The following is a 26160-nucleotide window of genomic DNA, read 5'->3' as shown; positions in this document are numbered from 1 at the left end:
ATATGGTTAGGCCATCGAAATCCTACATGGTACTTTTTTCTGTGGGAGGTGTAATATGATCACGTGGTGGCAAGAAATCATTACAACTTTGTTAACAGGTAGCTTACTTGTTGTATTCCGTGTTTGGTTAGAAAATAAATGGAAAGACAAATAGGTGGCCTTACACACAAAAAACCCCAAGTCTGCGTCATCAGACTTGGGGTTGTGTAATATAATCCGTGGATACATTAATAATTTTATCATCATATTTTAATAACTGCAAACATTATATTCTATTGCTCCAAATATGATAGAGGCAAAATAAAAATCAAAAAAATTAAATGAATTAGTAGAGATTTAGAAATACTTAACATAATTTGGTATAATGAAAATTGTTTGAGGTGAAATGAATGAAACATTTAACAAAGATATTTGTAATTATTGCTATTGCTCTGTTTGTAGTGGGATATTATTTGCAAGCTACAGGACATGAAAGCTCTGGCATCAAATTATTAATCGCGGCTATTATGTTTATGGTTTGTGCGTTTATTGACCGCAACAATAATAGACGAAAAAAGAAAAATAACCAAAAAAAATAATAGTTATTATAAAGACTATATCTATGGAAAAAGCAAAAATATGCTTAGTTTCAGATATAGTCTTTTATTTTTGTATATGTATCTCAAAAATATTATTTAGTGTTCAAAGGTGTAAAATTAAAAAGCGCGCAATTAATTTCTAATTTTCCCTTTACAAGCGTGTATATATTGTATATATTGTGTATATACAGTTGCAAAGGAGGACGTCCGTGAGAATACTTTTAAAAAATAGTAGTGAAAGCCCCATCTATGAACAAATTAAGCAACAAATAAAAGAAAATATCTTAAAAGGGTACGTAGTTCCAGGTGAACATCTACCTTCTATGCGTGAGTTAGCACAAGATTTAAGTGTTAGCGTGATAACCACTAAGCGAGCATACGAAGACTTAGAAAAAGATGGCTTTGTATTTACAATTAGAGGTAAAGGCACGTTTGTAAAGCAACAAGATAGTTCTATTTTAAAAGAAAAACAATTCATCGTAATTGAGTCATTAGCAAAATCAATGTGTAAAGAAGCCAAGACAATTGGTATGTCATTGCCTGAGTTACAAGAAATTCTGGAAATGATTTTTGAGGAGGATGAGGAATGAATGCTATAGAATTAAATGCTGTTAATTATCAGTATAAAGAATTCAAGTTGAATAATATTTCTTTTGAAGTTCCTCAAGGATTTGTCACAGGATTTATTGGCGCAAATGGTGTTGGCAAAACGACACTCATTAGATTAATTATGGATTTGATTGAACCAGAAAGTGGAGAAATCTTAGTATTTAATAAACAGATGAAAATTAATGCTGAGGAAATCAAAAATAGAATAGGTTTTATTTATTCAGAGTTGTATTTAAATGACAAGTGGACAGTGAACAAAATTGAAAAATATATCGCTCCTTTTTATAAAAAATGGGACAATGATCGTTTCAATTACTTTCTTGAAAAGTTTAATTTAGCTCGAGATAAAAAGCTCAAAACTTTCTCAACAGGTATGAAAATGAAATTATCTATTGCGATTGCTTTTAGTCATCATGCAGAATTATTTATTTTAGACGAACCTACTTCTGGGTTAGATCCAGTTGTTCGAAATGAAGTTTTAGATATCATTCAACAAGAACTCATCGATGAAAATAAAACTGTATTTATTTCCACACACATCATTTCAGATTTAGAGAAAATTGCTGATTACTTGGTGTATTTAAAAGATAGTGAAATTGTCTTTAATGATTTTTTAGATGATATTCTTAATAAGTTTCAAATTGTAAAAGGCGATTCTAGTCAGATAGACGATGAGTTAGTGTCTTTAGCATATTATATTGAATATAATAAAACAGGTTATACGGCACTTACAACACATGCAAATGTCTTTAAAGAAATATTTGGTAATGAAGTAGCAATAACTAGACCTAAAATTGAAGAACTAATGGTTTTCCTCGAAAAAGGATTACATAAAATTGAAATTGAAAACGACATTTCATAGTGAGGAGGACCATTAGATGAAAAATTTACTTATTAGAAATATAAAATTACGTAAATGGACTATAATTATTTATTTGATTTTATTGTTGATTGCGCCGTTACAATTAGTAATCGGACATGGTACATTACTTACTAAATCAATTTATTCAGCGGTTGCTATGATATTACTGTTTATATCTATCGTTGATTCTGGTCATGTATTTAGGTTTAATAGTAAGTTAGGACATAAAATGTCTTACGATTTCTTTGCTAGTTTACCAGTTTCGAAATTAGCTTTACTTAACGCAAATTATATAACGGTAATCATGTTTACATTAGTAGGAGCATCTATATTATCGCTATACAATATACCGGACTCTAACGTTTCTGCGGACCAACTAAATTTGAATATTATGGTACCTTACTCATATATAACAATTAATTTCTTTGCTATACCTATAGCATTTAAAAGGTATACTGAACAGAAATCGGAATATATTTCTTATTTGATATATCTATTAACGATGTTTATTATTATACCGGTTTTTGTCATACTGATTGCTGTTGGTCTTATCGCGATATTCAACTTTAATTTAATAGAATTAGATTATCTAGAACCGATGTTTAATTATGGATTTTTAGTAATGAGTATTTTATTTCTTATTGCTAATTATTTCATTCAATATAAAAAAATAAATTAATCTCAAAGGGAGGCGCATTTATGGAATTAAAGAATATTACTAAAACATATGGTAGTAACAATGTTTTAGATCATATTGATTTTGATTTTGGCCAGAGCCAAATTGTGGGCTTGATAGGTAAAAATGGTGTTGGTAAAACAACACTTATGAAAGTTATGAATGGAAATATTATCAATTATAAAGGTGACGTGAAAATAGGTAACAAAGAAAATATCGGTTACTTAATCGAACATCCTAAATTATATGATAATAAATCTGGATTATATAATTTAAAACTTTTCGCGAATGTTTTAGGAAAAGGCTTTGACAAAAAATATGCGGATCAAATTATCGACGCGTTCGGTATGAGACCTTACGTTAAGAAAAAAGTTAAAAAATATTCTATGGGTATGAAACAAAAATTGGCAATTGCTGTTTCACTAATGAATAAACCGAAGTATTTAATTCTTGATGAGCCTACAAATGGTATGGATCCAGATGGTTCAATCGATGTTTTAAAAACAATTCAATCCCTTGTAAAAGAATTAGAAATGAAAATTTTAATTTCTAGTCATAAATTGGAAGATATTGAATTGATTTGTGACAGAGCAGTATTCTTACGTGATGGTAAATTTGTTCAAGATGTAGATATGAAAGAGGGGACACCTTCTGATTCTACAGTACTAGTATTTGAAGGTAATGATTTCGATGCTGCTGCAACGTTCTTAAATGAAAAATTTGATGTAATTCAAACGCAAAAGGCAAGTGGAGAAATTATTATAAAGGCTCAAAGCAGCTATCAAAATGTGCTTAAAGGTTTAGCGAATAAAGAGATTTATCCTAAATTTATTGAAACACGTAAAAGTTCATTACGTGATACTTACTTCAACATCAATCAGAAAGGTGGTAAATAATGAATAGTTTACAACTTGTAAAATATGATATGTACAGTATTTTTAAAAGTCCATTAACGTATTTAGCGTTGCTTTTAACATTATTACCGATGGTTGGTTTTACAATCTTATTTGTTCAACAATCAGATGAAATGGATGGCAATACATTGCTTTCAATAGGTAGTTGGTTCTTTTCGATTATGGGCTTACTATTTGTAATCAAAACAATCACACGTGATATTTCACAAGGAACAATCCAGCTATATATGAATAAAACGTCTAATCGTATTGGTTATATTATTGCCAAAGTGATTTCGATTATTTTAATTGCAGTATTGATTACAGCAGTATTAGTTGCATTTGTGCTTATCGTTCAAGGTATTGTGGATGGCGATAATATTAAAACTAAAAAGGTTTTTGAACTATTATGGTTCTTTTTAATGTTCCATTTATTCTTTGGCTTACTTTTATATTTATTTTCACTTATCGTGCCTAAGACAGCTCTTATTTTTACACTTGGTGTATTCTTAGTGTTAATTGTCCCATTTGCAGAACCATTTTTACCTATGATTCCTAAAATTGGCGACAATATACAAGATTCATTAAAATATATTCCATTTAGCTATTTAACTTCAAAAACAACTTCTGGTGACTATACATTTACGAACTGGCAATGGTTTATAACTTCAGCGTCGATTGTTATCTTATTTGTAGTTAATATATTCTATTCGTCTAAGAAAGATATTTAATAACGAATAGTTAATAAAGAGTAAAAAAGACGTATGAATGTGCAGTTAAACAGCATCATTCATACGTCTTTTTATTTTATGATTAATTTATCTAATATGGAATCATAAACGTGTTTCCATAATTGAGAATCTGTTTTATAACGATTCATCATAATTGTATGAGCTTCGGCAGACTTATCTTCAAAAGTTGGATCGTCTTTTGCTGGGACATTTGAACGTGTTTCATCAACAAAGTGTTGCACTTGTCTTGCACGTGGCCCCCAGACAGTTTGTTGTTCATAAGCGTCATTTAAGAAAACAAAAATAGGTATTGAACGAGCGGTTCCATTTGTTAAATACTGATCTATTAAATCTGTATTTTCATCTCGGTGGAATACTCGAACTTCTAAATTTAAACTTTCACTAATATGTTTTAAAATTGGGACATTCATCATGGCATCCCCACACCAGTCTTCAGTGATGACTAATACTTTTGAATAGTTTAATGATTTAATTTTTTCAATTCGGTTATCCTCTTCTGGTAAAGAGAAAGAATTGTAAATCGTTAACAAATTCTCTTTGTTTTCAGTCATAGCTTCGATATATTGATCAAGCGGTTGACTGTTTTTGAAATAAGTTTCTAAACTTGTCATAATATTTCCCCCTTTAACGTATTAGTTTTTATTATATCAATTTTTAATATGAAAGAAAATTTTAAATACTTAGAAAAAATAAATTTGATTTCAAGTTAACCTGACAATTAAAATTACCAAGCTTGGCTTTTATTATATTGGAGTGTGACAACAACATTGAATATACATAGGTCATTTAAAATATTTACATTTACTATTTTTATATCAATAGGGATAGGCACTATCTTAATTATTAATCATATTAACAATACGCAATCTACTGATTTATCTCAATTAACTATTGATGATATGAAATTAGACACACAAATAGATGTCAGAAATTATACAGTAAATAATCGTATCGTAATGAAGAATCATCGTATTTATACAAAAGATAATAAACATTATTTAACTTTTAAAGTAAATAAAAGTAATCATTATTTGAAAGGCATCACGCTCGTTAAAGATACTAAGATTGAGACTAATTTTAATGCTAACATAGATGGTGATATACAAAGTGTGATTAATCAATTAGGGAATCATTATAAAGATAAGAAGTTACATAAATCATATAAAGTTGTTACTTATCGAGATAAAGTTAATCAAATAAAGTTATCTATCGTGTACAAACATGATAAAATAAAGAAAATTGAATTTTACAAGAAATGAAATATTTAAAAATCTAATGAATAACAATCTTATGTAATGCGTTATGCTTAGATATTACAAAAGATATTTTGATTCGAATTTAGAATTAGAACGGCGGTAGATAATTTGGATAAAATCACTTTCTTGAATGAACTTGAACAAGAATTAAATAGCATACCAAGCACAGAACGAGATAACGTCATGTATGAGTATGAGCAATACTTCTTTGATCAAGAGAGAGAAGGGAAAAATGAATATCAAATTATAGGTGCATTAGACTCACCTAAAAAAATTGGAAAAGAGATTAAAGCAAAGAACGCAATTGTTTCGGCAGAATATAGACCAAATGTTAAGTCAATTATTAGAGCGATTATGGCCTCCTTAGGTATGGGCATTTTATCTTTAATTATTATCTTAATACCAATGATATTTATTGGTAGTTTTATGTTTGTATTACTTCTAGTCGCATTATTTTTAGCAATTAGTCCGATTTTATTAATTATTCATGGCTCATTATATAATATGTTCAGCTTAGCAATTAGTAATTATCTTTTTGCGTTTTCATTTACTGGTTTAGGCATTGTATTATTTGTGATTATTGCGAAATTAGCTCAATTCGTTTATCGTTTGATACTAAAATACTTACGTTGGAATATCAAAACGATTAAAGGAAGTGCAAATGAATGAGGAAATTATTTTTTAGTGGTTTAGCGCTATTTATTGTGTGCTTTACCTTAGGTTGTATTACTTGGTTTGGTTTTGAAAAGCAAAACAATAAACTTAATGTTATTGATAAAACGTATAATGATGTGGAAGTAAAGCATTTAGATATTGACACCCGTTCTAGTAATGTAACGATTGCCAAAGGAAATAAGTTTGCAATTCACTATAAAGGCCAACAGAAAGTAGATATAGGTAAAGATAAACAATCATTAAAGTTGAAAGAAACTAGTAACCGAGTCGATAATTATGGCTTAAATTATAATCCATTTAGACAAATTAAGGCTGAAATGAAAATTACCATACCAAATGAAAAATTAAAAGAATTGAAAGTTTCTAGTAAAGCACGCAATATTAAACTTCAAAATATCAAGGCTGACAAAGTCGATTTTGATATGAATGAAAAAACTGGTAGCCGTGTTTATGTGCAAAATTCAGAAGTTGAAAAATTATTGTATAGAGGTTTAAAATCACCTATACATATTAGCGATAGTGAAATTGTTAATGCTAATATTAAAACAAAAGAAGCGAGTATATATGCTGAAAATACATTGATTAAAAATTCTGTGTTGCTTGCTCAAAGTGGCCATATTCAGTTAGATTGTATGGATATTGATTCTGCATTTAAAGCCTCTAGTCAAAATGGTGATATTATTATGTCCTATAATAAAAAACCAGAAAATACGTTATTGAAATTAAATCCTGACGATGGGGTAGAAAAAGTTAATAATAAAAGTTTTGATAATGATAGAGTTGGCGAAGGGGATCATGTTTTAGAATTCTATACTGTACATGGCGATATTTATATTAAGTAGTATGATATATATTAAAAATAGCTATGAAGAAATCTATATTGATAGATGACTTCATAGCTATTTTCTAGTTTCTTATCAATTTTTGATATGCAATTAATAACTGGCAAAGGTCAAATCAGTGTCTATATGTCCGTAGAGAGAATGGATATCTAGTGGTTGTCCGTTTAGCCATTGTTCAAAATCAATTACAGTGGGCATTTTATTTTCACCTAAAGTCATGTATGCTTTGAGTGATTGCGGCTCATACATTGTTGTATGAATCGTACCAGACCAACTTTTAAATAATTTACTATATATTTCAAATTCTGGGTTGTTAAATAATTCAAATGCATGCATTTTATCCAGACCATTCGGTGTTTGTTTTAAAAGTCTATCTAAACGTTCTTTAGACTCTTTTGTGTAATTTCTATTCTCATGAGTTAATAACTTGAAATGGTTCGTACATGTACGATCATATCTTACATCAAGTGATCTAGGAGAAACTTCGATTATGGCGTGATTTAAGTGCTTATCCATGACGATATAGCTAAATGAACTTCTGTGTGGAATTTCTTTCAATAATTGAATTGCCTCTGGTACGTCTTTACAATATTGCAAAATGAGCCTACCAATCATATAGCATACGAAGCCATCGCCTGGATGTTTTCTATGCATAAAGTTATATCCCATAGATAATCCAGCTTCATTCATACCATCCATTCTGCCAGTCACGCGAGATGTAGGGCCAATTTGTGCTAGACCTCCATCATTTGGTTGGAAAAGCTGATAACGACCATCATAAGTTGCAGGGTGGTAGTCATAATTTCTTACCATGTAGTCTCGGCCTAAATAGACCGTACAGCCACTATTTTTTAGTGGTGTAAAACGATAGTGTGCAAAGTTTAGTATCATTTGATTTGTAGGTAGATTAAGGACTTCTTGCATACCTCTAATTTCTTCCCAAATTTGAGGTGCGTAGGTTTGGAAGATATCGTATGTTTCCTTTATGTGGATATCAAAGCGAGGCATACGTTTTTTCCATTCTTTTTCTCTATTTTTTAATAATGGTGTTTGTTGCATCCACTGAGCAGTTTGTACACCTAAATCGAAATGCGATCCGCGGTGAGTTAATATATCTGTTTTTACTTTTTGCATAATGTAACACTCCTGTTTTAGTTGTGTAATCTTACAAATTTGTAACTTTATTGTAACTCCATGTTAATTGTATTATATGATGCTTGTCGTTATTATAAGTATAACAACGACGACTGGTTATTTATTTTTAAATTAAAATGAGGTGATTGCAATGGCAAATTATTATGATGCTGTTAGAGATGCAATGAGTACTTGGTGGGGCAAGTAATTGACTAAGTGGCTGGGACAAATTAATTGTCTCAGCCTTAATTATTATATAGAGTTAGTGGGACATTTGCATGAGGATCAGCTCAGATAAACTATTTATCCATATTAACTCTAGTGATTTTTGCCGAGGTGGGACCGCGAATTACCTTTAAATAAATTAGATTTCTTTCCCACTCTTTTTCTATATGACTAATAAATGTAATATTTCTAAGAGTTCTGTTATTATTAAAGTATTAAAGGTAGTAATTAATATACAGTCTTTAATTATAACTTAAAGCATTACTACAATAATATCATATTATTACTATAATAATATTTAAATTAAAGTAGTGAAAAGCGGGTATATATTTATTGATGCTTTTAAGTATGCTATCATTAATAACGGATATGTTAATAATTTATTGAGGTGAAACAGAATGTGGAATTTTATTAAAGGTTTATTTAAATTTGTATTCGGTACAATCCTTACTGTATCATTAGCAGCAGGAATTGGTGCAGTAGTATTCGCTTATATTTTCAAAAAAGACTTTGAAGATATTGAAAGCAAAACAAAAGAGATTGTTTCAGATATCGAATCTAATAATTAAGTTATTAATAGGTCACTATAGCGTGTTCTATTCAGACTGTCGACAAAGTCTCCAACTTTGTGGGCAGTTTTTTTTGTGCACGCTTGCCGCGAGCACTGCCTTAGTCTGTAGTCTTCGGCTAGTGCTATTCTCGCAGGAGTCGGCTCAAATCACTGACGGTATTAAACAAAAAAGATGATAATATATAAATTAAACAGTGCGGCGTTTATTATATTGAATAAACCAATTGATAAAAGATCACTGCTATTTTGAAAAATAACTATACAAATATAAACAACTAACCTTAGGCGAACTATCACCTAAGGTTTGTCTACGTTCTGAATAGAAAACTTTAGAGGGTTTTATTTTTTATGCATATAGGTAGAAAATGTTTAACGAGATAATTAGTTGTTCTTTCGTAATAAACATGAGCTTAGTTAAACTTCCCACAGTTATATTAAGTGAAATAAGACTAAGTATGAGGTTTTGTAGTATAAGAACGTAGGAGTCATGGATTATATGGATTAATACGAGTGATATCAAAAAGTGATAATTTAATAATTTCTAAGTTGTTTAGCGAATAGCCTTCTAAATACATATGAACCATATCTATATTCTTAATTTTTAAGGTTATATGTTCTAGCCACCCAGATTGGTAATATTCAATTGTGATGTATTGTTCTATATGTAGCGCTTGATGAAGTTGTAAATTAAGCTCACTTAATTGATCGTCTGATAATATTGGTCGATCAATTTTATTTTGGTCAATCAAATATTGCTGTATGGTTTCGAATTGTTCTGGTAAAGTAGCGAATGGTTATATATACGTTAAAAAATATAGACTATTTTGTTTAATATGAATTATTTTTTTAGAAAATATGAACATAGTATAAATTTTAAGTGGTCTTATTTTATTATGTTTAATAAGTTTAATATGTCAATGTAAAAACTGGAAAAATAGTGTATACTTATACTATTAAATTTAGAAATGAGATTATTATGAAAATAGTAGAAGTAAAATCTAAGCATGGTATTAATTTTATGATTTTAGATGGTAATAATGAACCTATAGTAGATGCAGTACGCTATTTGAAGTATCTGGATAGTGTTAAGAAGAGTTTAAATACTAAAAAAACTTATGCCTATGCACTAAAAAAGTTTTTTATATACTTAGAAATTAAAGAGATACGCTATAAAGAAGTTAATTTTGATAACTTTGTTGATTTTATAAGATGGATGAAAACACCTTTTGAATATGAGAATGTCCTATCTTATAACCAAAAACAAACAAGCATTAGTCCTAAGACAATTAATCTGACTATTACAGTAGTATCTAATTTTTATGACTATCTCTATAGAAGCAAAAAATTAGATGTTAATTTCTATGATTTTTTACATACGGAGAGTAAATATTCTAAAAAATATAAAAGTTTCATGCATCACGTAAATAAGGACTATGGAATGTTAAAAAATATTTTGAAAGTAAAAGAACCAAAGAAAAAATTAGAAGTGTTAACTAATGTTGAGGTTAAGGAATTATTAGGAGCAACTAATAATATTAGAGATAAATTCTTAATACAATTATTATATGAAACAGGATTACGTATAGGTGAGGTGTTGTCATTACGTATTGGTGATATCAAATTTGATTTTAGAAAAGGGCACCAAATAGTTTTGAAAAATAGATTTAATAGCAATGATACTTATTTAAAAACTGGGGAAAGAAAAATATTTATTTCTCAATCTTTAATTGATTTATATGATGATTATGTGTACGAAATAATTGATGATCTTTCCTTATGTTCTGATTATCTTTTTGTAAAATTAAAGGGAAAAAATGTGGGGAAAGCTATGCATTATAATGATATATATTCGTTATTTAAAAGATTAAAATATAAAACATCTATAAATGTTCACCCTCATTTATTTCGCCATACACATGCAACTGTTTTTTATAACGAAACGAAAGATATTAAACAAGTTCAAGAAAGACTCGGGCATAGTAATATACAAACGACTATTAATTTATATGTTCACCCGACTGAAGAAGATATACGTGAAGATTGGGATAAAGTAAAGCATCAATTTCAAGTTTTTAATAAAGGGGAATAACTATGTCAATACCACTTAATTTACCAACAAATAGTATTTTAATGAACGAATTATGTACAATAAAAAGTAGAACGATAAACATAAAAGGAGAAATTTTAATAACTGAAATATATGATGATTACTTTTTAAAAAATGATGTATGGCACATTTCAGCTTTTAACAAATTCAAACAATTTCAGGAAAATATTAAGAGATATACAGACAAAAGAAAAAACGTTTACTTTAAGATTAATAATAAAAATTTGAATTTAGAATTTAAATACCTTTTTTTGAAACTTTTGAGTAAAGAGTATTGGTCTTTAGGTAGCGTATTTAATAATGGAGCAGTTAAGCTCAATAAGATTACTGAGTTCTTTAATGAAGTTTATCCTAATTTAAATTCTTTACTAGATAATGATATTAAGACATTAGAAAAGGACTGGTTTAGATGGTTGGCTAAAAATAATATATCACTAAATAGAAAAGGGTCATCAATCGTTTTTGGTGATTATGAATATAAAAGTGAGTTGGCATCTTTTTTAAATAATATGTATATTAATCTGAAAAAATTTATTGATAAAAGAGAAGAATGGGAAAAAAATAAATGGGATGTTAGAAATTTAGAAAAGTATGGTTTGAATTATAATAAAACACTTACTGGTCACTATTTAAACTTTGAAAAAATTAGTTCAATAGAAATGCGAGAAGCAGTGAAAAAATATTTGAAAAATCGCTTGATAACTGGTGATATAGCATTTGGGACAGCAAGATATTATGTAAGAATACTAACTAGATTTTTTCAAAGTATAGCTGAAAAAGAAAAGACTTGGAATAATTTAAATAAGTTAGATAGATGTCATATTGAAGTGTATATAGATTATTTATTTAAATATGCTAATAGTAAAAATGTACAAAGTTCTAGAAATTTTGTTAGGCAAGAATTAAAAGCAATTAGAAGATTTTTAAACGATATTGCAACTCAAAATTATGACATAGCACCCTTTCAAGATATACGGTTTTTAATTTATCCTCAAGACATTCCTAAGCACGAAAAGAAAAATAGTAACCAAATTGATTATATTCCAGATTTTGTATTGGAACAGCTTTTTGAGCATTTAAATAATTTGCGCAAAGATTTAATACCTGTAGTTTGGATAGCTTTTAAAACAGGATTAAGAATTTCTGATGTATTAACATTAAAAAATAATTGTCTTGCAAAAGTTAATGGAAAATTTTCAATAATTACTGATATCGCTAAAACTTTTGTTAAAGGACATAGAATACCAATTGATAATAAACTAGCTGACATAGTAGCAGTTTTAATAGCTAATTCTAAAATCAAAAGCACAAAAGATAATAATCCTAATAATTATATTTTTGCTACTTATAAAGGAAAAAGAAAAGGAATGCCGTTTACACAACATATGGTCAGAGCTCACTTAAATCATTTAGCAAAAACTAAAAATATTGTTGATGAACAAGGAGAAATTTTTCATTTCAAAACTCATCAATTTAGACATACTTATGCAGTAAAATTATTAAATGGTGGAGCAGATATATTAACAATACAAGAGCTATTAGCACATTCTTCACCTGAAATGACTCTCCGGTATGCTAAGTTACTTGATGATACTAAAAGAAAGGCTTTTGAGTCAGTTATTGATCAAGGGGCTTTTAGTTTTGATTTTGACGGTAAAATTAAAAATATACAGCATAGTAGTGAACTATCAGAAAAAACATTGAATTCTTTATGGCAAGAGCATAAATTAAACGCAATGGATAATCCTTACGGTACTTGTCATGCTAGATTGAGCGGTGATTGTCCATACATGGAAGCTCCGCCATGTTTAACTTGTAATTCTGGGAAACCATGTAAGGACTTAGCTATTGGATTTTCTGATTTAGATGTTGAAAAATATGAATTACATATCAAATCAACGGTCAAATCTATAGAATTAGCTAAAAATAATAATAGGCAAGATATGGTTGAAAAACATACTAATATATTAAACAAATATGAAGAAATATTAGGTAATATAAAGGATGGAAACATTATATTCGGGAGAAGTAATAGAATAAAAGTATAGAGGTTAAGATGGAAAAATTTAATAGACAAAAACAATTAAAACAGTTACATGCAGAACGAAAGGTTAAAACCGAGAAAAAAGTTGATAAAGCAATAAATGATTTGGTTCAAAAAAATGAAGAAATTAATTTTAATATTGTTTCTAAACATTCAAAAATTTCTAAAGCCACATTATATAATAATAATAAAATTCGAAAGAGAATCGAGAAGTTACGTGAACAAAACAAAGAAATATTTGTTCATAAAAATAAAAATGACGGTAAAGATGCGTTAATCTCTTCTTTAAAAAGAAGAGTAAATTCCTTAGAAAAAGAGAAAAAAATATTGAAAGAAGAAATTAGCGTTTTATATTCTAGGATATATGAGGATATTTAAAATGAAGGACAATAGAAATGAAAAGATTCTTGAAGATATTAATAAATTACAAGGCTATAAAGTGACATATCAATATGCTGCTGCTATAAATATAAAAGATAATGATATGAACCTTTGGTTTGAGAAAATCGAGGCAATTCTATTTAATGTAAAAGGAGTTATACGTATTTTATCTCCTGACAAACAACCGGTAAATTATGATCATTGGGTTTTACCTGGAAAATATAAAAGCTATATAAATGAATATCACAAAAAACTAGCAAATTTTTTAGAAAAATTTGCTACTAATGCGAATATTAATGAAGGATTATTTGATCAAAATAATATACATGGATACAAATATAAAAAATATATATTCACTCCACATATTGAAATTACTCAAGAGAACACTTTGAATTTATTTTTTTTGACATTAACTATATTTAACAACGGTACCTTTGTTATAGAAATCATTGAAGATTTAGAGAGTATAAATTTTGCAAATGACTTGTATAGCACTTTCTCAATTGTTGAAGATAATATATATCCTTTAATTAAACAAGAAAATAATAATGGGCAAAGACAGTATCAGTTGTATGGGAATAGACACAATAAAAATATTAGAGACGTTTCCAGGCAAATCAATAGAATTATAAAAAATAATAGTAATGATATCTTTGAATATAAAATATCTGGAAATATGGGGTTTGAAGTTTATTATTTAGCTAATGAAAATGAATTTGCAGATGATCCTTTTTATGAAGAGGTGAAAATTCAAGAATGGTTAGTAAATGCGCCTATTATTTCATTTGAAGGGAAGAGTGAACATTTTAGGAAAGGTGGTTATAGCGATAATTATATAAAATACTTGAATAAAGCATCGATTTTTGTAGTCTGGATGGATGAGAAAGAAGAAGATCCTTTAGAACATTGTTCAAGAATGGCACTTTATTTTCATAGTGCTGCTAACTTTTTTTTCTTAGAAACTATGTTAAATGAATTACAATTGTATGGATATCAGCAATATAATTTAAATGAAAAAAAAGAAACTCTATATTTTAGACAATGGATGTTAAATTTCAAGAGATCTATTGCAATTATTTACAGAACAGAACTTTTGCCTAGTTTATATTTATACTTACATCTAAAGGATAATAATGATTTTAGGGCTCCTCAAGATATTGAAGAATTAAATAAAGAAGAATTATCGCTAATCGAATTGGAACAGTCTTACAAGGAAGAAGAAAGAAGTGAAAACTTAAATAAACTTTTGTTAATAATAAGTCTTTTATCAATTTTTCAAGTAGTAGAAATATTTTTTAGTGATAAAAATAGTATATTTGATATCAGTCTGATACTAATAATGATTTTGCTTGTAGTATTTCGAAAAAAATAATTATCAAGAGCTATTCAAAATTTTAAACAGTATCATTATTTAGTTTATATATATTATTGCTAGAGTCGTATAATGAAAATGTATTATCAATTTCATCCATTTTTAAAATTTTTCCTATATAAGTAGTAAGATGACCATTTTCCCAATATACTATGGAACATAGTTCATCATTTTTTACCTTCAACTGAAAAATATAGTTGATGCTATCCCAAGTATCTTCTGTTAATATAGGTTTCTCAGTTTTATCTTGATTTTGAATAATTTTGTTTAAAATTTCAAACTGTTCAGGGAGGGTAGCAAAAGCTTGCCATTTGATTTTTCCACGGCCCTGAGGAATTCTAGGGTTTAAATATTCTCTAGGTATTTTTCTGTAATCTGTTTCATATTTATACTTATCTGGGGCATTAGGATTTGGAATCATAAAAATCACCTCAAGACAATAATAGAACTTATGTTCTGTTATTGCAAGCTAATTAGTAATTTAATAATTTAAGAAGAAAGTTTTTATTAAATAATATACTTACCTTATAGTTAAACACTATCCTATATTTAAAGAGTATCTCTTACTATAAAAGGAATTTTCATTTTAATAACAGAATAAATGAAAGAAGGGTTGATTTGGAAACAGTTGAAGGACTTTTAATTTTTATAATAGCTATAGTTATAGCCTCACTAATTCATTCATTATTTATACAAAAAGTACCGTTAGCATTTATACAGATTTTTATAGGGATTTTAATATTTATATTACCAATTCCGGTGCATTTTGATTTTAATACAGAGGTATTTATGTTGTTGTTAATCGCCCCATTATTATTTGTAGATGGTGTTAATGTATCGAGAGAAAGTTTAGGTCGTTATATAAAACCTATAATGCTTATGGCGCTTGGTCTTGTCTTTTTCACCATCATTGGCGTAGGTTTTATAATACATGGTATTTGGTCTGATTTACCATTAGCTGCTAGTTTTGCTATTGCTGCTGTATTATGTCCTACGGATGCAGTAGCGGTATCAACAATTACAAAAGGTAAATTATTACCAAAAGGGTCTATGACTATCTTAGAAGGAGAATCACTATTTAATGATGCCGCAGGTATTATTTCATTTAATATAGCAATTCTTGCATTAATGACTGGAGAATTCTCACTTTCAAATGCTGTGAGTCAGTTCTTAATTTCTGCTATTGGAGGTCTTTTTGTAGGAACAATAATAGGTGTTGCACTTGTTAGATTAAGAATTTCGCTTTCGTTAAAAGGTATTGAAAATAATAATATTTTTGTATTTATACAGTTATTAACTCCCTTTATAACATTTGGTATTGCAGAGATGTTTCATGCTTCTGGAATTATAGCAGCTGTAGTAGCCGGTTTAGTACATGGATTTGAACGCGATCGTATAGCTCAATTTAGTGCTCAGCTACAATTAAGTTAGATGCAAACTTGGAATTTGCTAAGTTATCTATTAAATGGTTTTGTATTCGTACTTTTAGGTTATATTGTTCCGAAAACAATCCAAAATATTATTGCATCAGAACCACAAAACTTAGCATTTTTATTAACGATTACGCTCATTATTGCTTTACTAATTTATGGTTTCAGATTTTTGTGGGTTTATTTATTTTATCCATTATTCTATTCAAAACATAAGAGCTCGCAAAATAAACAACATACTAACAGAGGTATGTATTCTCTAATTATGACCTTATGTGGCGTACATGGCACTATTTCTTTAGCAATTGCGCTAACCCTGCCCTTTACAATTGACGGTCATGCTTTCAGTTTTAGAAATGATTTATTATTTATTGCATCAGTAATGATTATTATTAGTTTAATTATAGCTCAAGTACTTTTACCTGTTTTCACTACAAATATAAAAGAAAATAAAGTTATAGGATTGAATTTTATAGAAACTCGAATTCTCATATTAGAACGTACTATTGATTATCTAAAATGTCAATCAACACCAAGAACATCATTTAAATATGGTAGTGTTATAAAAAGTTATCATGATCGTATAAAGTTCATGAAATATTCGAAACAAAGCAAAGAAAACCCAGGAGAATTAAATCGTCTTCGTCATATTGCTTTTGATACAGAAATGGATACAATTAATCAATTGATAAAGGATAACAAATTATCACAAAATGAATTTGATGATTACTGTACTTATACAGACCATAGACAAAGGTATCATCGTGCTCCATTATTTAAAAGAGTGATGATGTGGTTTAAATTAGCAACAGTGCGTAAGCAGTTTACAAACCAGTCAAAAAATAAACGGAATTTAAATAGAGGAGAAATCTCGGAAAAAACAGCAAATGTAACGAGAATAATTTATTATAATATCGCTAAACGTTTGTCTAAAGAGATGACAAATGATAATGAATTGGAAGTCATGCAAGTTTGTGATAGTTATTTAATGCGAAATGATAGTTTAACAATAGCAAATTCCAATTTATTTAATTATAAAGATCATAACCATGTAACTGTATATCGCATTAAATTAATTGCATTGAACGAACAAAGAAATGTTCTTAATCAACTTATTGATTCAGGAGAAGTAAGTGAAAATATAGCTCTTCAAGTTAGTAAATCTATAAATTATGATGAAATGATGGTTTTAGATAAATTAATATAAAGTTTAGAGTTAGATAGCATGTGATATACCATAACAAAAAGAACCTTAACTTATAGTTAAGGTTCTTTTTGTTATGTGAAATAATATAAAAAATTCAATATATTATTTCACTATCCATAAAAGATTTTATTCTAAGTTTGCATGATTTTGTTGCATCGTAGTTTCATCAATGTCATCTTCAGACATTAATCCTAAAACCACACTATCTAAAAACATTAGAGAAGATTGTTCAAACAAGCTTCCTAGTGGCTGTATTGAACCTTCTGCGTCATGTTTTGTTCCTGCAGGTAGAATTACTGATAAGTCGGATAGTTGACCAATTTTTGAATCTGATTTCGTAGTAATAAGTGCTACTTGCGCGCCGATTGAATTTGCTTTTTCTGCAAGTAGACGCAGATGCTCAGTCGAACCTGAGCCCGAAATAATAATAAATAAATCATTACTGCTAATAGATGGTGTTGTAGTTTCTCCTACAACGTAGGACACTTTACCTAATTGGTTTAATCGCATAGCAAAACTATTAGCAATAAATCCAGAACGACCCTTACCAGCAACAAAAACGCGAGTAGCTTGTGTTACCGATTCTCCAAAAGATTGGTAAGCATTGTTTTCAAGTTGTGAAAACGTATTTTCTAACTCCTTAACAATAAGATCAAAATTATTGAATTCTGTCATAATTATCTACCTTCAATCGCATCTCTACATTGTTTTGCTGCTGCTTTTGGATCGTCAGCATTAGCAATACCTCCACCTACAATAACTAAATCTGGATCTTCAGAGACAATACTTTCGATAGTATCAGGTTTGATACCGCCAGCTACCGCTACTTTAGAATTTTTAATTACAGATTTAACTTTGCGTAGGTTTTCTAATGGTGATTGACCTTGTGCTTGTAAATCATAACCTGTGTGTACTGCAATGTAATCAGCACCCATCTCGTCTAATTCTTTTGCACGTTTTTCGATATCTTGAACAGCAATCATATCAACTAATAATTCTTTGTTGTGTTTATGAGCTTCATCAATTGCTGCTTTAATCGAAGCATCTTCAGCTACACCTAAAATTGTAGTTATGTCAGCGCCAAATTTAACAGCCTGACTTACTTCATAATCTGCAGCGTCCATAATTTTTAAGTCTGCTAAAACTTGTGGTTTACTAACAGATTTACTCATTAATTCAACAGCAGGAAGACCTTCATTAATTACGATTGGTGTTCCAATTTCAACCACATCTACAAATTCTTCTACCTCTTGTGCTAGTTTTGCTGCGTCTTCTTTGTTTAATAAATCAATAGCTAATTGTAATTTCATTTTATATCCACCTTTCAATAATTGATATAAGTTAGTATCACACACTGTATTCATTATGACAATACTGACAAATTAGTCATGTTATAGTATTTAATGCTTAATGTGATTGTTAATTTTCGTAGGTGACAAAATATTCAGTATTAACAAATTTAAACACTATTGTTATAAATGTAGTGTAATAAATTTATTAAACACTTTAAAATTTTCTTGCATTGATTATCTAGTGAATAAATTAATCAATACAACATTAAATAGTGTAATTAAAAGGGGAGAAACTAAATATGACTCATATAAGATTAGATTTTAGTAAAGCTTTGGAATATTTTAATGAACATGAATTGGAACAACAAAAAGATATAGTTAATTCAATTCACCACACAATTTATGAAGCTACTGGTGCTGGAAGTGATTTCTTAGGTTGGATTGATCTTCCTGTTGATTATGATAAAGAAGAACTCTTACGTATTTTGGAAGCTTCAAAACGTGTCAAAGAAAATTCAGATGTATTTGTAGTTATTGGTATCGGTGGTTCATATTTAGGTGCACGTGCTGCGATTGAAATGTTAACTTCTTCATTTAGAAATAGCGATGAATATCCTGAAATCGTGTTTGTAGGTAATCATTTATCATCTACTTATACTCAAGAATTAATTGATTATCTAGATGGCAAAGATTTTTCAGTTAATGTTATTTCTAAATCTGGTACTACGACTGAATCAGCAGTATCATTTAGATTGTTTAAACAACTTTTAGAAAATAAATATGGTAAAGAAGAAGCGAAAAAACGTATCTTTGCTACTACTGATAAAGAAAAAGGTGCATTGAAACAATTAGCTACTAATGAAGGCTATGAAACATTTGTAGTGCCAGATGATATCGGAGGACGTTACTCAGTATTAACTGCAGTAGGTTTATTACCAATCGCTGTTGCAGGTATCGATATTAAGATGATGATGGAAGGTGCTGCAAAAGCAAGAGAAGAATTATCTACAGGAAATTTAGAAGACAATATTGCATATCAATATGCAACAATTCGTAATATTTTATATGCAAAAGGTTATACAACTGAAATGCTAATTAATTATGAACCTTCGATGCAATACTTTAACGAATGGTGGAAACAATTATTTGGCGAATCTGAAGGTAAAGATTATAAAGGTATTTATCCCTCAAGTGCCAATTACACTACTGATTTACACTCATTAGGACAATATGTTCAAGAAGGTAGACGCTTCTTATTTGAAACAGTCGTTAAAGTTAATAATCCTAAACATGATATAACGATTGAAGAAGATAGAGAAGACCTAGATGGTTTGAATTATTTAGCCGGTAAAACAATTGATGAAGTTAATACTAAAGCTTTTGAAGGTACTTTATTAGCTCATACAGATGGTGGTGTTCCTAATTTAGTGATTAACATTCCTAAACTAGACGAAGAAACATTTGGCTACATTGTTTATTTCTTTGAGCTTGCGTGTGCTATGAGTGGTTACCAACTAGGCGTTAATCCATTTAACCAACCTGGAGTGGAAGCATATAAACAAAACATGTTTGCATTATTGGGTAAACCAGGCTTTGAAGATAAAAAATCTTCTTTAGAACAAAGATTAGAATAGTTAAATTTTAAAAGAAAGGAAGAATTATAATGAAACAAAATATAGGTGTTCTAGGACTAGGTGTCATGGGTAAGAATCTTTCTAGAAATATTAAATCTCATGGTTATAGTGTTTCAGTATATAGTATTTCAACTGAAGAAATTAACGAATTAATGACCGAGTCTGAAGAAGCCATCACTCCAACTTATTCACTTAAAGAATTCGTTGATTCAATAGAAAAACCACGTAAAATATTATTAATGGTTAAAGCAGGTCTGCCCACAGATAAAACGATTGAAAATTTATTACCACTACTAGATTCTGATGACATTATAATTGATGGAGGTAATACAAACTATCAAAACACAATTAGCAGAAATGAGAAATTAGCCGAAAGTGGTATTAACTTTATTGGAATGGGCGTCTCAGGTGGTGAAGTAGGAGCTTTAAGAGGGGCTTCTCTTATGCCTGGTGGACAAAGTGAAGCATTTGAAAAAGTGAGAGAGATTTTAGAAGCCATATCAGCAAAAGCAGAAGATGGCGCACCATGTGTAACGTATATTGGTCCCAATGGCGCAGGTCATTACGTTAAGATGGTGCATAATGGTATTGAATACGCTGATATGCAATTAATTGCAGAAAGTTATGCACTTATGAAATATCTACTTGATATGTCACATCAAGACATATCAAGAACTTTTAAACAATGGAATGCTGGTGAATTATCAAGTTACTTAATTGGAATTACTGGTGACATTTTTAATAAATTGGATAATGAAACTGGTGCCCCTTTAGTGGAACAAATCTTAGATACTGCTGGTCAAAAAGGTACAGGTAAATGGACATCTATCAACGCATTGGATTTAGGCACTCCATTAACTATTATTACTGAATCTGTGTTTGCGCGTTTTATATCTTCAATAAAAGAAGAACGAGTTAATGCATCAAAACAATTATCTGGACCCGAAACTAACTTTCAAGGAAATAAAGAAGAATTCCTTGAAAGTATTCGAAAAGCACTTTATATGAGTAAAATTTGTTCTTATGCACAAGGTTTCGATCAAATGAAAAAGGCTAGTGAAAACCATAAGTGGAATCTTCGACTAGGTGATTTAGCAATGATTTGGCGTGAAGGATGTATTATAAGTGCACAATTCTTACAAAACATAAAAGAAGCATTTGATAATGATGGAAATTTACAAAATCTGTTACTAGATCCTTATTTCAAAGAGGTTATAACTAACTATCAAGATGACTTACGTAATGTTATAGCAATAGCGGTAAAAAATGGAATTCCAACACCTGGTTTCTCTGCAAGTATAAACTATTACGATAGTTATCGTTCAGAAAATTTACCTGCTAATTTAATTCAAGCTCAACGTGATTATTTTGGGGCTCACACATATGAACGTAAAGATAAAAAAGGTGTATATCACACACAGTGGACTGAAGAATAATTCTTATTCAAATTATTATGCGATTTTTAGTTAAATAAATTAAAGTTAGCAGTAAAGACATCTAGAAATATAGATTTTTTACTGCTCTCTTTATGATAATTAAAAATATATAAAATTAAAAAGCGAACAATATTAAATAATAATATTAGGAAGAAGGCGTTAATTTTGAAACAAAACATTTCAGCTTTAATTACAATATTCGGAGCAACAGGTGATTTAAGCTATCGTAAATTATTTCCATCGATATATAATTTATTTCAAAAAGGTTATTTTGGAAAGTCGATAGCTATTATTGGGACTGGTTTAGATGAACTAACTACTGAAGAATTTAGGCAACAAGTTAAACTATCCATAAAAAATCAAATTGAAAAACCACGAGATATTGATGAGTTTTTGTATCATTTATTTTATCAACAACAAAATGTTAACCAGCAAGAAAGTTACGAACAGTTATTACAATTAAGTCAAGACTTAGATGAAGAGTTTAATTTAGAAGGGAATCGCCTATTTTATCTTGCAATGTCTCCTAACTTTTTTGGAACAGTAACCAATAATTTAAAAGATTCTGGATTAACAAATGTACAAGGGTTTAGCAGAGTAATTATAGAAAAGCCATTTGGTGATGATTTAAAATCTGCAGAAAAATTAAATAACCAAATAAGAAAGTCATTTAAAGAAGAAGAGATTTTTAGAATTGACCATTATTTAGGTAAAGAAATGATACAAAATATTGAGCGTCTACGATTTGGAAATACTATATTTGAACCTCTTTGGAACAATAAATATATTTCTAATATACAAATAACATCTTCAGAAACGCTTGGTATAGAAGACAGAGGGACTTACTACGAATCAAGTGGTGCTTTAAAAGATATGGTACAAAATCATTTATTACAAATGGTTTCATTACTTGCAATGGAAGTTCCATCTAGTAGGAAAAGTAACGATATTAGGAAAGAAAAAGTTCGAGTTTTAAAATCATTAAAAAGTTTAAAAAAAGAAGAAATCAAACAAAATTTTGTACGAGGACAATATGATGAAGGCGTTATAAATAATGAAACAGTGCTAGCCTATAAAGATGAACCTAACGTAGATTCAAAATCAATAACAGAAACTTTTGTCGCAGGCAAAATAGAAATCGATAATTCTAGATGGTCTGGTGTCCCTTTTTATATTCGTACAGGAAAGCGTATGTATAAAAAAGCAATACAAATTGTCATAGAGTTTAAAAAAAATCCTATGAATATATATTATGATACTCCCGAAGAAAATGAATCCAACTTATTAGTCATCAATGTTCAGCCAAATGAAGGTTTTTCTTTATGTGTAAACGGAAAAAAAAGTAATCAAAATGATGAAATGCAAGTTGTTAAGCTTCCCTATATCATGCCAACTAAAGATAAAATGAATACAGTTGATGCTTATGAAAATCTTATTTATGATGTTTTAATTGGCGATCAAACAAACTTTTCACATTGGGAAGAATTAATGTATTCTTGGAAATTTATTGATAAAATTAAAAGTGTTTGGAATGAAGAACCACCTGCATTCCCTAATTATAAATCTGGAAGTTATGGACCTAACGAAAGTGAAAAGCTTCTTGATAGAGATGGATTAAATTGGTGGAATAATTTGTAATCTCGACTAATAAATTTTGCTGTTCTTTTAAGTAGTGAAGTTTCAATTAATATGAAATAATTAACATTACAATGGTTATAAGGGAGGACAATTAATGAATGATATTAATATTATAGGTGCTTCACAAAATAATTTAAAAAACATTGATTTAAGTATACCTAAGCATTTGGTAACCGTGTTTACAGGTCGTTCTGGTTCAGGTAAATCTTCGTTAGTGTTTAATACTATTGCTGCAGAATCTGAACAACTTTTAAATGAAAGCTACTCTAGTTACATTCAATTTCATTTAAATCAACAACCCAAACCAAAAGTAAAAGAAATTAAAAATCTTCCTGTAGCAATGACAATTAGTCAAAAGAGATTCAATGGCAATTCTCGATCTACAGTAGGTACAGTATCAGATATATATGCAACAGTTAGATTACTTTGGTCAAGAATAGGTGAACCTTTCGTTGGTTATTCAGATGCATATTCATTTAATAGTCCTAACGGTATGTGTGAAACATGTGAAGGATTAGGATACATTGAGGATATTAATCTAGATAAATTATTAGATTGGAACAAATCTCTAAATGAAGGAGCGATTGATTTTCCTTCTTTTGGTCCAGATAAAGAACGCGGTAAGGCTTATCGTGATAGCGGTTTATTTGATAATGATAAAAAATTAAAGAATTATACAAAAGATGAATTAGATTTATTTTTGTATCAAGAACCAATGACATTAAAAAATCCACCAGATGAGTGGCGTAAATCTGCAAAATATGTAGGCTTAATTCCCAGATTTAGTAGAATATTTTTAGGTGATAAAGAATTTAACAAAAAACGTTACGCCAAACATCTTAAAAGTGTAGTAACTAATAAAATTTGCCCTACCTGTAAAGGACAACGCTTAAACTCAAAAATATTAAGTTCTAAAATTATGAAAAAAAATATTTCTGATTTCACACAAATGACGATTAAAGAAAATTTAGAATTTCTTAATAAACTAGAAGATCCAACAGCTAAATTTATCATTAATCCACTTCGAAAACAGTTAGAAGCACTCGATTATATTGGATTAAGTTATTTAACGCTTAATCGTGTAACAACATCTTTATCAGGTGGTGAAGCACAACGACTTAAGTTAATTCGTCATTTAAATAGTCCATTATCTGATTTAATTTATATTATAGATGAACCAAGTGTTGGCTTGCATCCAGAAGATATAGCTAAAATAAATGAAATTTTGAAGTCTTTAAAAGAAAAGGGAAATACAGTATTAATTGTAGAGCACGACCCTGATGTAATCAAAGAAGGTGATTATATCATTGATATGGGCCCAAGTTCAGGCAAAAATGGTGGTGAAGTTACATTTAAGGGGACTTATAAAGAATTACTGTCTTCAAATACTTCAACAGGTAACACATTAGGTGGCAAACATTATCTGAAAAGTAATGTACGTGAAGCAAATAACTTTTATGACATTGGACCAGTTAATCAGAATAATTTGTATAATGTTACAACGTCTGTACCTAAAAATGTATTAACAGTTTTAACAGGTGTAGCTGGTTCAGGAAAAAGCTCACTTATTAAGGCGGGGTTTGCAGAGAATGATAACGCAATTTTTATGGATCAAAAAGCAGTTCAAGGATCTAACAGATCTAATTTGTTAACGTATCTAGGAGTTTTTGATAGTGTAAGAAACTTTTTCAGTAAAGAAACCGGTTTAAATAAATCTATGTTTAGTTATAATTCAAAAGGAGCTTGCCCAAATTGTGCTGGAAAAGGTTATATTAAGACAGAACTTGCTTTTATGGGTGACTTTTCACAAATATGTGAAGTTTGTCATGGAAAGCGTTATAAACAAGAAGTATTAAACGCTACAATAAATGGATACTCGATTGCTGATTTTCTTGATTTAACAGTCGATGAAGGTATAACTTTTTTTGATACAGAGACAGGTATTAAGTCTAAATTACAGTCTATTAGCAAAACAGGATTAAATTATATGACGCTTGGGCAACCGTTATCAACTTTATCAGGTGGAGAGATACAACGTGTGAAATTAGGACAACATTTAGATGAAAATGTAAAAGATAGTATTTTTATATTTGATGAACCTACGACAGGGTTACATGAATCTGATATTCCTGTGCTGATGAAATGTTTCGATGACTTGATTGAACAAAATAATACCGTTATTTTAATTGAACATAATTTATCGATTATGTGTGAGGCAGACTGGATTATAGATGTTGGTCCAGGGCCTGGGTTAGAAGGAGGAAAAGTCCAATTTAGTGGGACGCCTGAAACGTTTATTGATAGTAAAGAAACATTGACATCTAAACATTTGAAACGTTATATAAAAGAGTAGAAGTAAGGTAGTTGAATGAGTACATATTATTACTCATTCAACTCTTTTTTTATAGCGAATTATGAAAATTGTTTTCTATTTCAGTATATGAAAGACTTTGAAATAATATAGTTTTATTATAGAGATATCAATAATTATAAAAATATGTTTCTTTTCATAAAATCATTGTGTTATCATTAATAACAATACTGAC

Annotated in this window: 24 protein-coding genes and 2 pseudogenes; 20 read left to right on the top strand and 6 right to left on the bottom strand. The window is 29.2% G+C overall.

Features of this window, described 5'->3' with window-relative positions; all coding sequences use genetic code 11:
* The first annotated feature begins 58 nt into the window (after window positions 1-58).
* The 7 genes from J5E45_RS14415 (at window position 59) to pmtD (ending at window position 4349) form a co-directional block, all read left to right on the top strand.
* Window positions 59-154, top strand: coding sequence for a Trp-rich small protein (locus J5E45_RS14415; RefSeq protein WP_230454283.1), 96 nt, complete (start codon window positions 59-61; stop codon window positions 152-154).
* Between the two features lie 235 nt (window positions 155-389).
* Entirely contained in the window at window positions 390-578 is a 189-nt protein-coding gene (locus J5E45_RS13375; RefSeq protein WP_069792508.1) for an SE1626 family protein, read from the top strand.
* A 209-nt stretch (window positions 579-787) separates the two neighbouring features.
* Complete coding sequence (gene pmtR, locus J5E45_RS13370; RefSeq protein ID WP_039068962.1) at window positions 788-1168, top strand: PSM export ABC transporter transcriptional regulator PmtR; 381 nt, start codon at window positions 788-790, stop codon at window positions 1166-1168.
* Window positions 1165-2049, top strand: a complete 885-nt coding sequence (gene pmtA / locus J5E45_RS13365; protein WP_069792509.1) for a phenol-soluble modulin export ABC transporter ATP-binding protein PmtA — start codon at window positions 1165-1167, stop codon at window positions 2047-2049. The genes pmtR and pmtA overlap by 4 nt, the downstream gene beginning before the upstream one ends.
* Window positions 2050-2065: 16 nt before the next feature.
* Window positions 2066-2728, top strand: a complete 663-nt coding sequence (gene pmtB, locus J5E45_RS13360) for a phenol-soluble modulin export ABC transporter permease subunit PmtB (RefSeq protein WP_039068964.1) — start codon at window positions 2066-2068, stop codon at window positions 2726-2728.
* A gap of 20 nt (window positions 2729-2748) precedes the next feature.
* Window positions 2749-3621 (top strand): phenol-soluble modulin export ABC transporter ATP-binding protein PmtC, encoded by an 873-nt coding sequence (pmtC, locus tag J5E45_RS13355; protein ID WP_069792510.1) that lies wholly within the window; start codon window positions 2749-2751, stop codon window positions 3619-3621.
* Window positions 3621-4349: a phenol-soluble modulin export ABC transporter permease subunit PmtD gene (gene pmtD, locus J5E45_RS13350; protein ID WP_039068967.1), complete on the top strand. Its 729-nt coding sequence runs from the start codon at window positions 3621-3623 to the stop codon at window positions 4347-4349. Before pmtC ends, pmtD begins: the two co-directional genes overlap by 1 nt.
* Before the next feature lie 71 nt (window positions 4350-4420).
* On the opposite strand, the gene J5E45_RS13345 is transcribed toward pmtD, so the two are convergent.
* Window positions 4421-4981: a thioredoxin family protein gene (locus J5E45_RS13345; protein ID WP_069792511.1), complete on the bottom strand. Its 561-nt coding sequence runs from the start codon at window positions 4979-4981 to the stop codon at window positions 4421-4423.
* Window positions 4982-5125: 144 nt separating this feature from the next.
* On the opposite strand from J5E45_RS13345, the gene J5E45_RS13340 reads away from it, so the two are divergent.
* The 3 genes from J5E45_RS13340 (at window position 5126) to J5E45_RS13330 (ending at window position 7143) form a co-directional block, all read left to right on the top strand.
* Window positions 5126-5629 carry a hypothetical protein gene (locus J5E45_RS13340; RefSeq protein WP_238347237.1) on the top strand — a complete coding sequence of 168 codons (504 nt, stop codon included), beginning with the start codon at window positions 5126-5128 and terminating at the stop codon, window positions 5627-5629.
* A gap of 105 nt (window positions 5630-5734) precedes the next feature.
* Window positions 5735-6295, top strand: coding sequence for an HAAS signaling domain-containing protein (locus J5E45_RS13335; protein ID WP_039068971.1), 561 nt, complete (start codon window positions 5735-5737; stop codon window positions 6293-6295).
* Window positions 6292-7143, top strand: coding sequence for a DUF4097 family beta strand repeat-containing protein (locus tag J5E45_RS13330; RefSeq protein ID WP_069792512.1), 852 nt, complete (start codon window positions 6292-6294; stop codon window positions 7141-7143). Before J5E45_RS13335 ends, J5E45_RS13330 begins: the two co-directional genes overlap by 4 nt.
* Window positions 7144-7236: 93 nt before the next feature.
* Here J5E45_RS13330 and J5E45_RS13325 read toward each other — a convergent pair whose 3' ends face one another.
* A complete protein-coding gene (locus J5E45_RS13325; protein WP_069792513.1) occupies window positions 7237-8277 on the bottom strand; it encodes a C45 family autoproteolytic acyltransferase/hydrolase in 1041 nt (346 codons plus the stop codon).
* Between the two features lie 623 nt (window positions 8278-8900).
* On the opposite strand from J5E45_RS13325, the gene J5E45_RS13320 reads away from it, so the two are divergent.
* Window positions 8901-9071 carry a hypothetical protein gene (locus J5E45_RS13320; RefSeq protein WP_017723456.1) on the top strand — a complete coding sequence of 57 codons (171 nt, stop codon included), beginning with the start codon at window positions 8901-8903 and terminating at the stop codon, window positions 9069-9071.
* Window positions 9072-9558: 487 nt separating this feature from the next.
* On the opposite strand, the pseudogene J5E45_RS13315 reads toward J5E45_RS13320, so the two are convergent.
* Window positions 9559-9867: pseudogene (locus J5E45_RS13315) on the bottom strand (YolD-like family protein); the annotation flags it as partial.
* Window positions 9868-10049: 182 nt separating this feature from the next.
* Between J5E45_RS13315 and J5E45_RS13310 the strand changes: the two are divergent.
* The 4 genes from J5E45_RS13310 to J5E45_RS13295 are packed head-to-tail and all read left to right on the top strand — an operon-like array spanning window position 10050 to window position 14977.
* Window positions 10050-11162: a tyrosine-type recombinase/integrase gene (locus J5E45_RS13310; RefSeq protein WP_167750756.1), complete on the top strand. Its 1113-nt coding sequence runs from the start codon at window positions 10050-10052 to the stop codon at window positions 11160-11162.
* 2 nt (window positions 11163-11164) lie between these two features.
* Window positions 11165-13228: a tyrosine-type recombinase/integrase gene (locus J5E45_RS13305; protein WP_138386604.1), complete on the top strand. Its 2064-nt coding sequence runs from the start codon at window positions 11165-11167 to the stop codon at window positions 13226-13228.
* Between the two features lie 8 nt (window positions 13229-13236).
* Window positions 13237-13602 carry a DUF6262 family protein gene (locus tag J5E45_RS13300; protein ID WP_135092826.1) on the top strand — a complete coding sequence of 122 codons (366 nt, stop codon included), beginning with the start codon at window positions 13237-13239 and terminating at the stop codon, window positions 13600-13602.
* Window positions 13589-14977, top strand: a complete 1389-nt coding sequence (locus tag J5E45_RS13295) for a hypothetical protein (protein WP_138386603.1) — start codon at window positions 13589-13591, stop codon at window positions 14975-14977. The genes J5E45_RS13300 and J5E45_RS13295 overlap by 14 nt, the downstream gene beginning before the upstream one ends.
* 22 nt (window positions 14978-14999) lie before the next feature.
* Here the strand turns inward: J5E45_RS13295 and J5E45_RS13290 are convergent, their stop codons facing one another.
* Window positions 15000-15398 (bottom strand): YolD-like family protein, encoded by a 399-nt coding sequence (locus J5E45_RS13290; RefSeq protein ID WP_138386602.1) that lies wholly within the window; start codon window positions 15396-15398, stop codon window positions 15000-15002.
* Window positions 15399-15595: 197 nt separating this feature from the next.
* Here J5E45_RS13290 and J5E45_RS13285 point away from each other — a divergent pair.
* Window positions 15596-17614, top strand: a pseudogene (locus J5E45_RS13285) (cation:proton antiporter).
* A gap of 126 nt (window positions 17615-17740) precedes the next feature.
* Here J5E45_RS13285 and hxlB read toward each other — a convergent pair.
* Both hxlB and hxlA read right to left on the bottom strand, forming a co-directional pair.
* Window positions 17741-18289, bottom strand: coding sequence for a 6-phospho-3-hexuloisomerase (gene hxlB, locus J5E45_RS13280; protein WP_135092830.1), 549 nt, complete (start codon window positions 18287-18289; stop codon window positions 17741-17743).
* Between the two features lie 2 nt (window positions 18290-18291).
* Window positions 18292-18924 carry a 3-hexulose-6-phosphate synthase gene (hxlA, locus tag J5E45_RS13275; RefSeq protein ID WP_135092831.1) on the bottom strand — a complete coding sequence of 211 codons (633 nt, stop codon included), beginning with the start codon at window positions 18922-18924 and terminating at the stop codon, window positions 18292-18294.
* Between the two features lie 281 nt (window positions 18925-19205).
* Here hxlA and J5E45_RS13270 point away from each other — a divergent pair, with 281 nt between their 5' ends.
* The 4 genes from J5E45_RS13270 (at window position 19206) to J5E45_RS13255 (ending at window position 25967) form a co-directional block, all read left to right on the top strand.
* A complete protein-coding gene (locus J5E45_RS13270; RefSeq protein WP_138386601.1) occupies window positions 19206-20540 on the top strand; it encodes a glucose-6-phosphate isomerase in 1335 nt (444 codons plus the stop codon).
* A 29-nt stretch (window positions 20541-20569) separates the two neighbouring features.
* Complete coding sequence (gndA, locus tag J5E45_RS13265; RefSeq protein WP_138386600.1) at window positions 20570-21976, top strand: NADP-dependent phosphogluconate dehydrogenase; 1407 nt, start codon at window positions 20570-20572, stop codon at window positions 21974-21976.
* Between the two features lie 162 nt (window positions 21977-22138).
* The gene (gene zwf, locus J5E45_RS13260) at window positions 22139-23614 is read left to right on the top strand and encodes a glucose-6-phosphate dehydrogenase (RefSeq protein WP_390333931.1); all 1476 of its coding nucleotides are present in this window, start codon (window positions 22139-22141) and stop codon (window positions 23612-23614) included.
* A 94-nt stretch (window positions 23615-23708) separates the two neighbouring features.
* Complete coding sequence (locus J5E45_RS13255; RefSeq protein WP_171027028.1) at window positions 23709-25967, top strand: ATP-binding cassette domain-containing protein; 2259 nt, start codon at window positions 23709-23711, stop codon at window positions 25965-25967.
* The last annotated feature ends 193 nt before the right edge of the window (window positions 25968-26160 follow it).

Source organism: Staphylococcus shinii (assembly GCF_017583065.1).
GTDB lineage: Bacteria > Bacillota > Bacilli > Staphylococcales > Staphylococcaceae > Staphylococcus > Staphylococcus shinii.
Note: the sequence above shows the minus strand (reverse complement) of the source record. Positions and strands in the feature narration are given on the sequence as shown.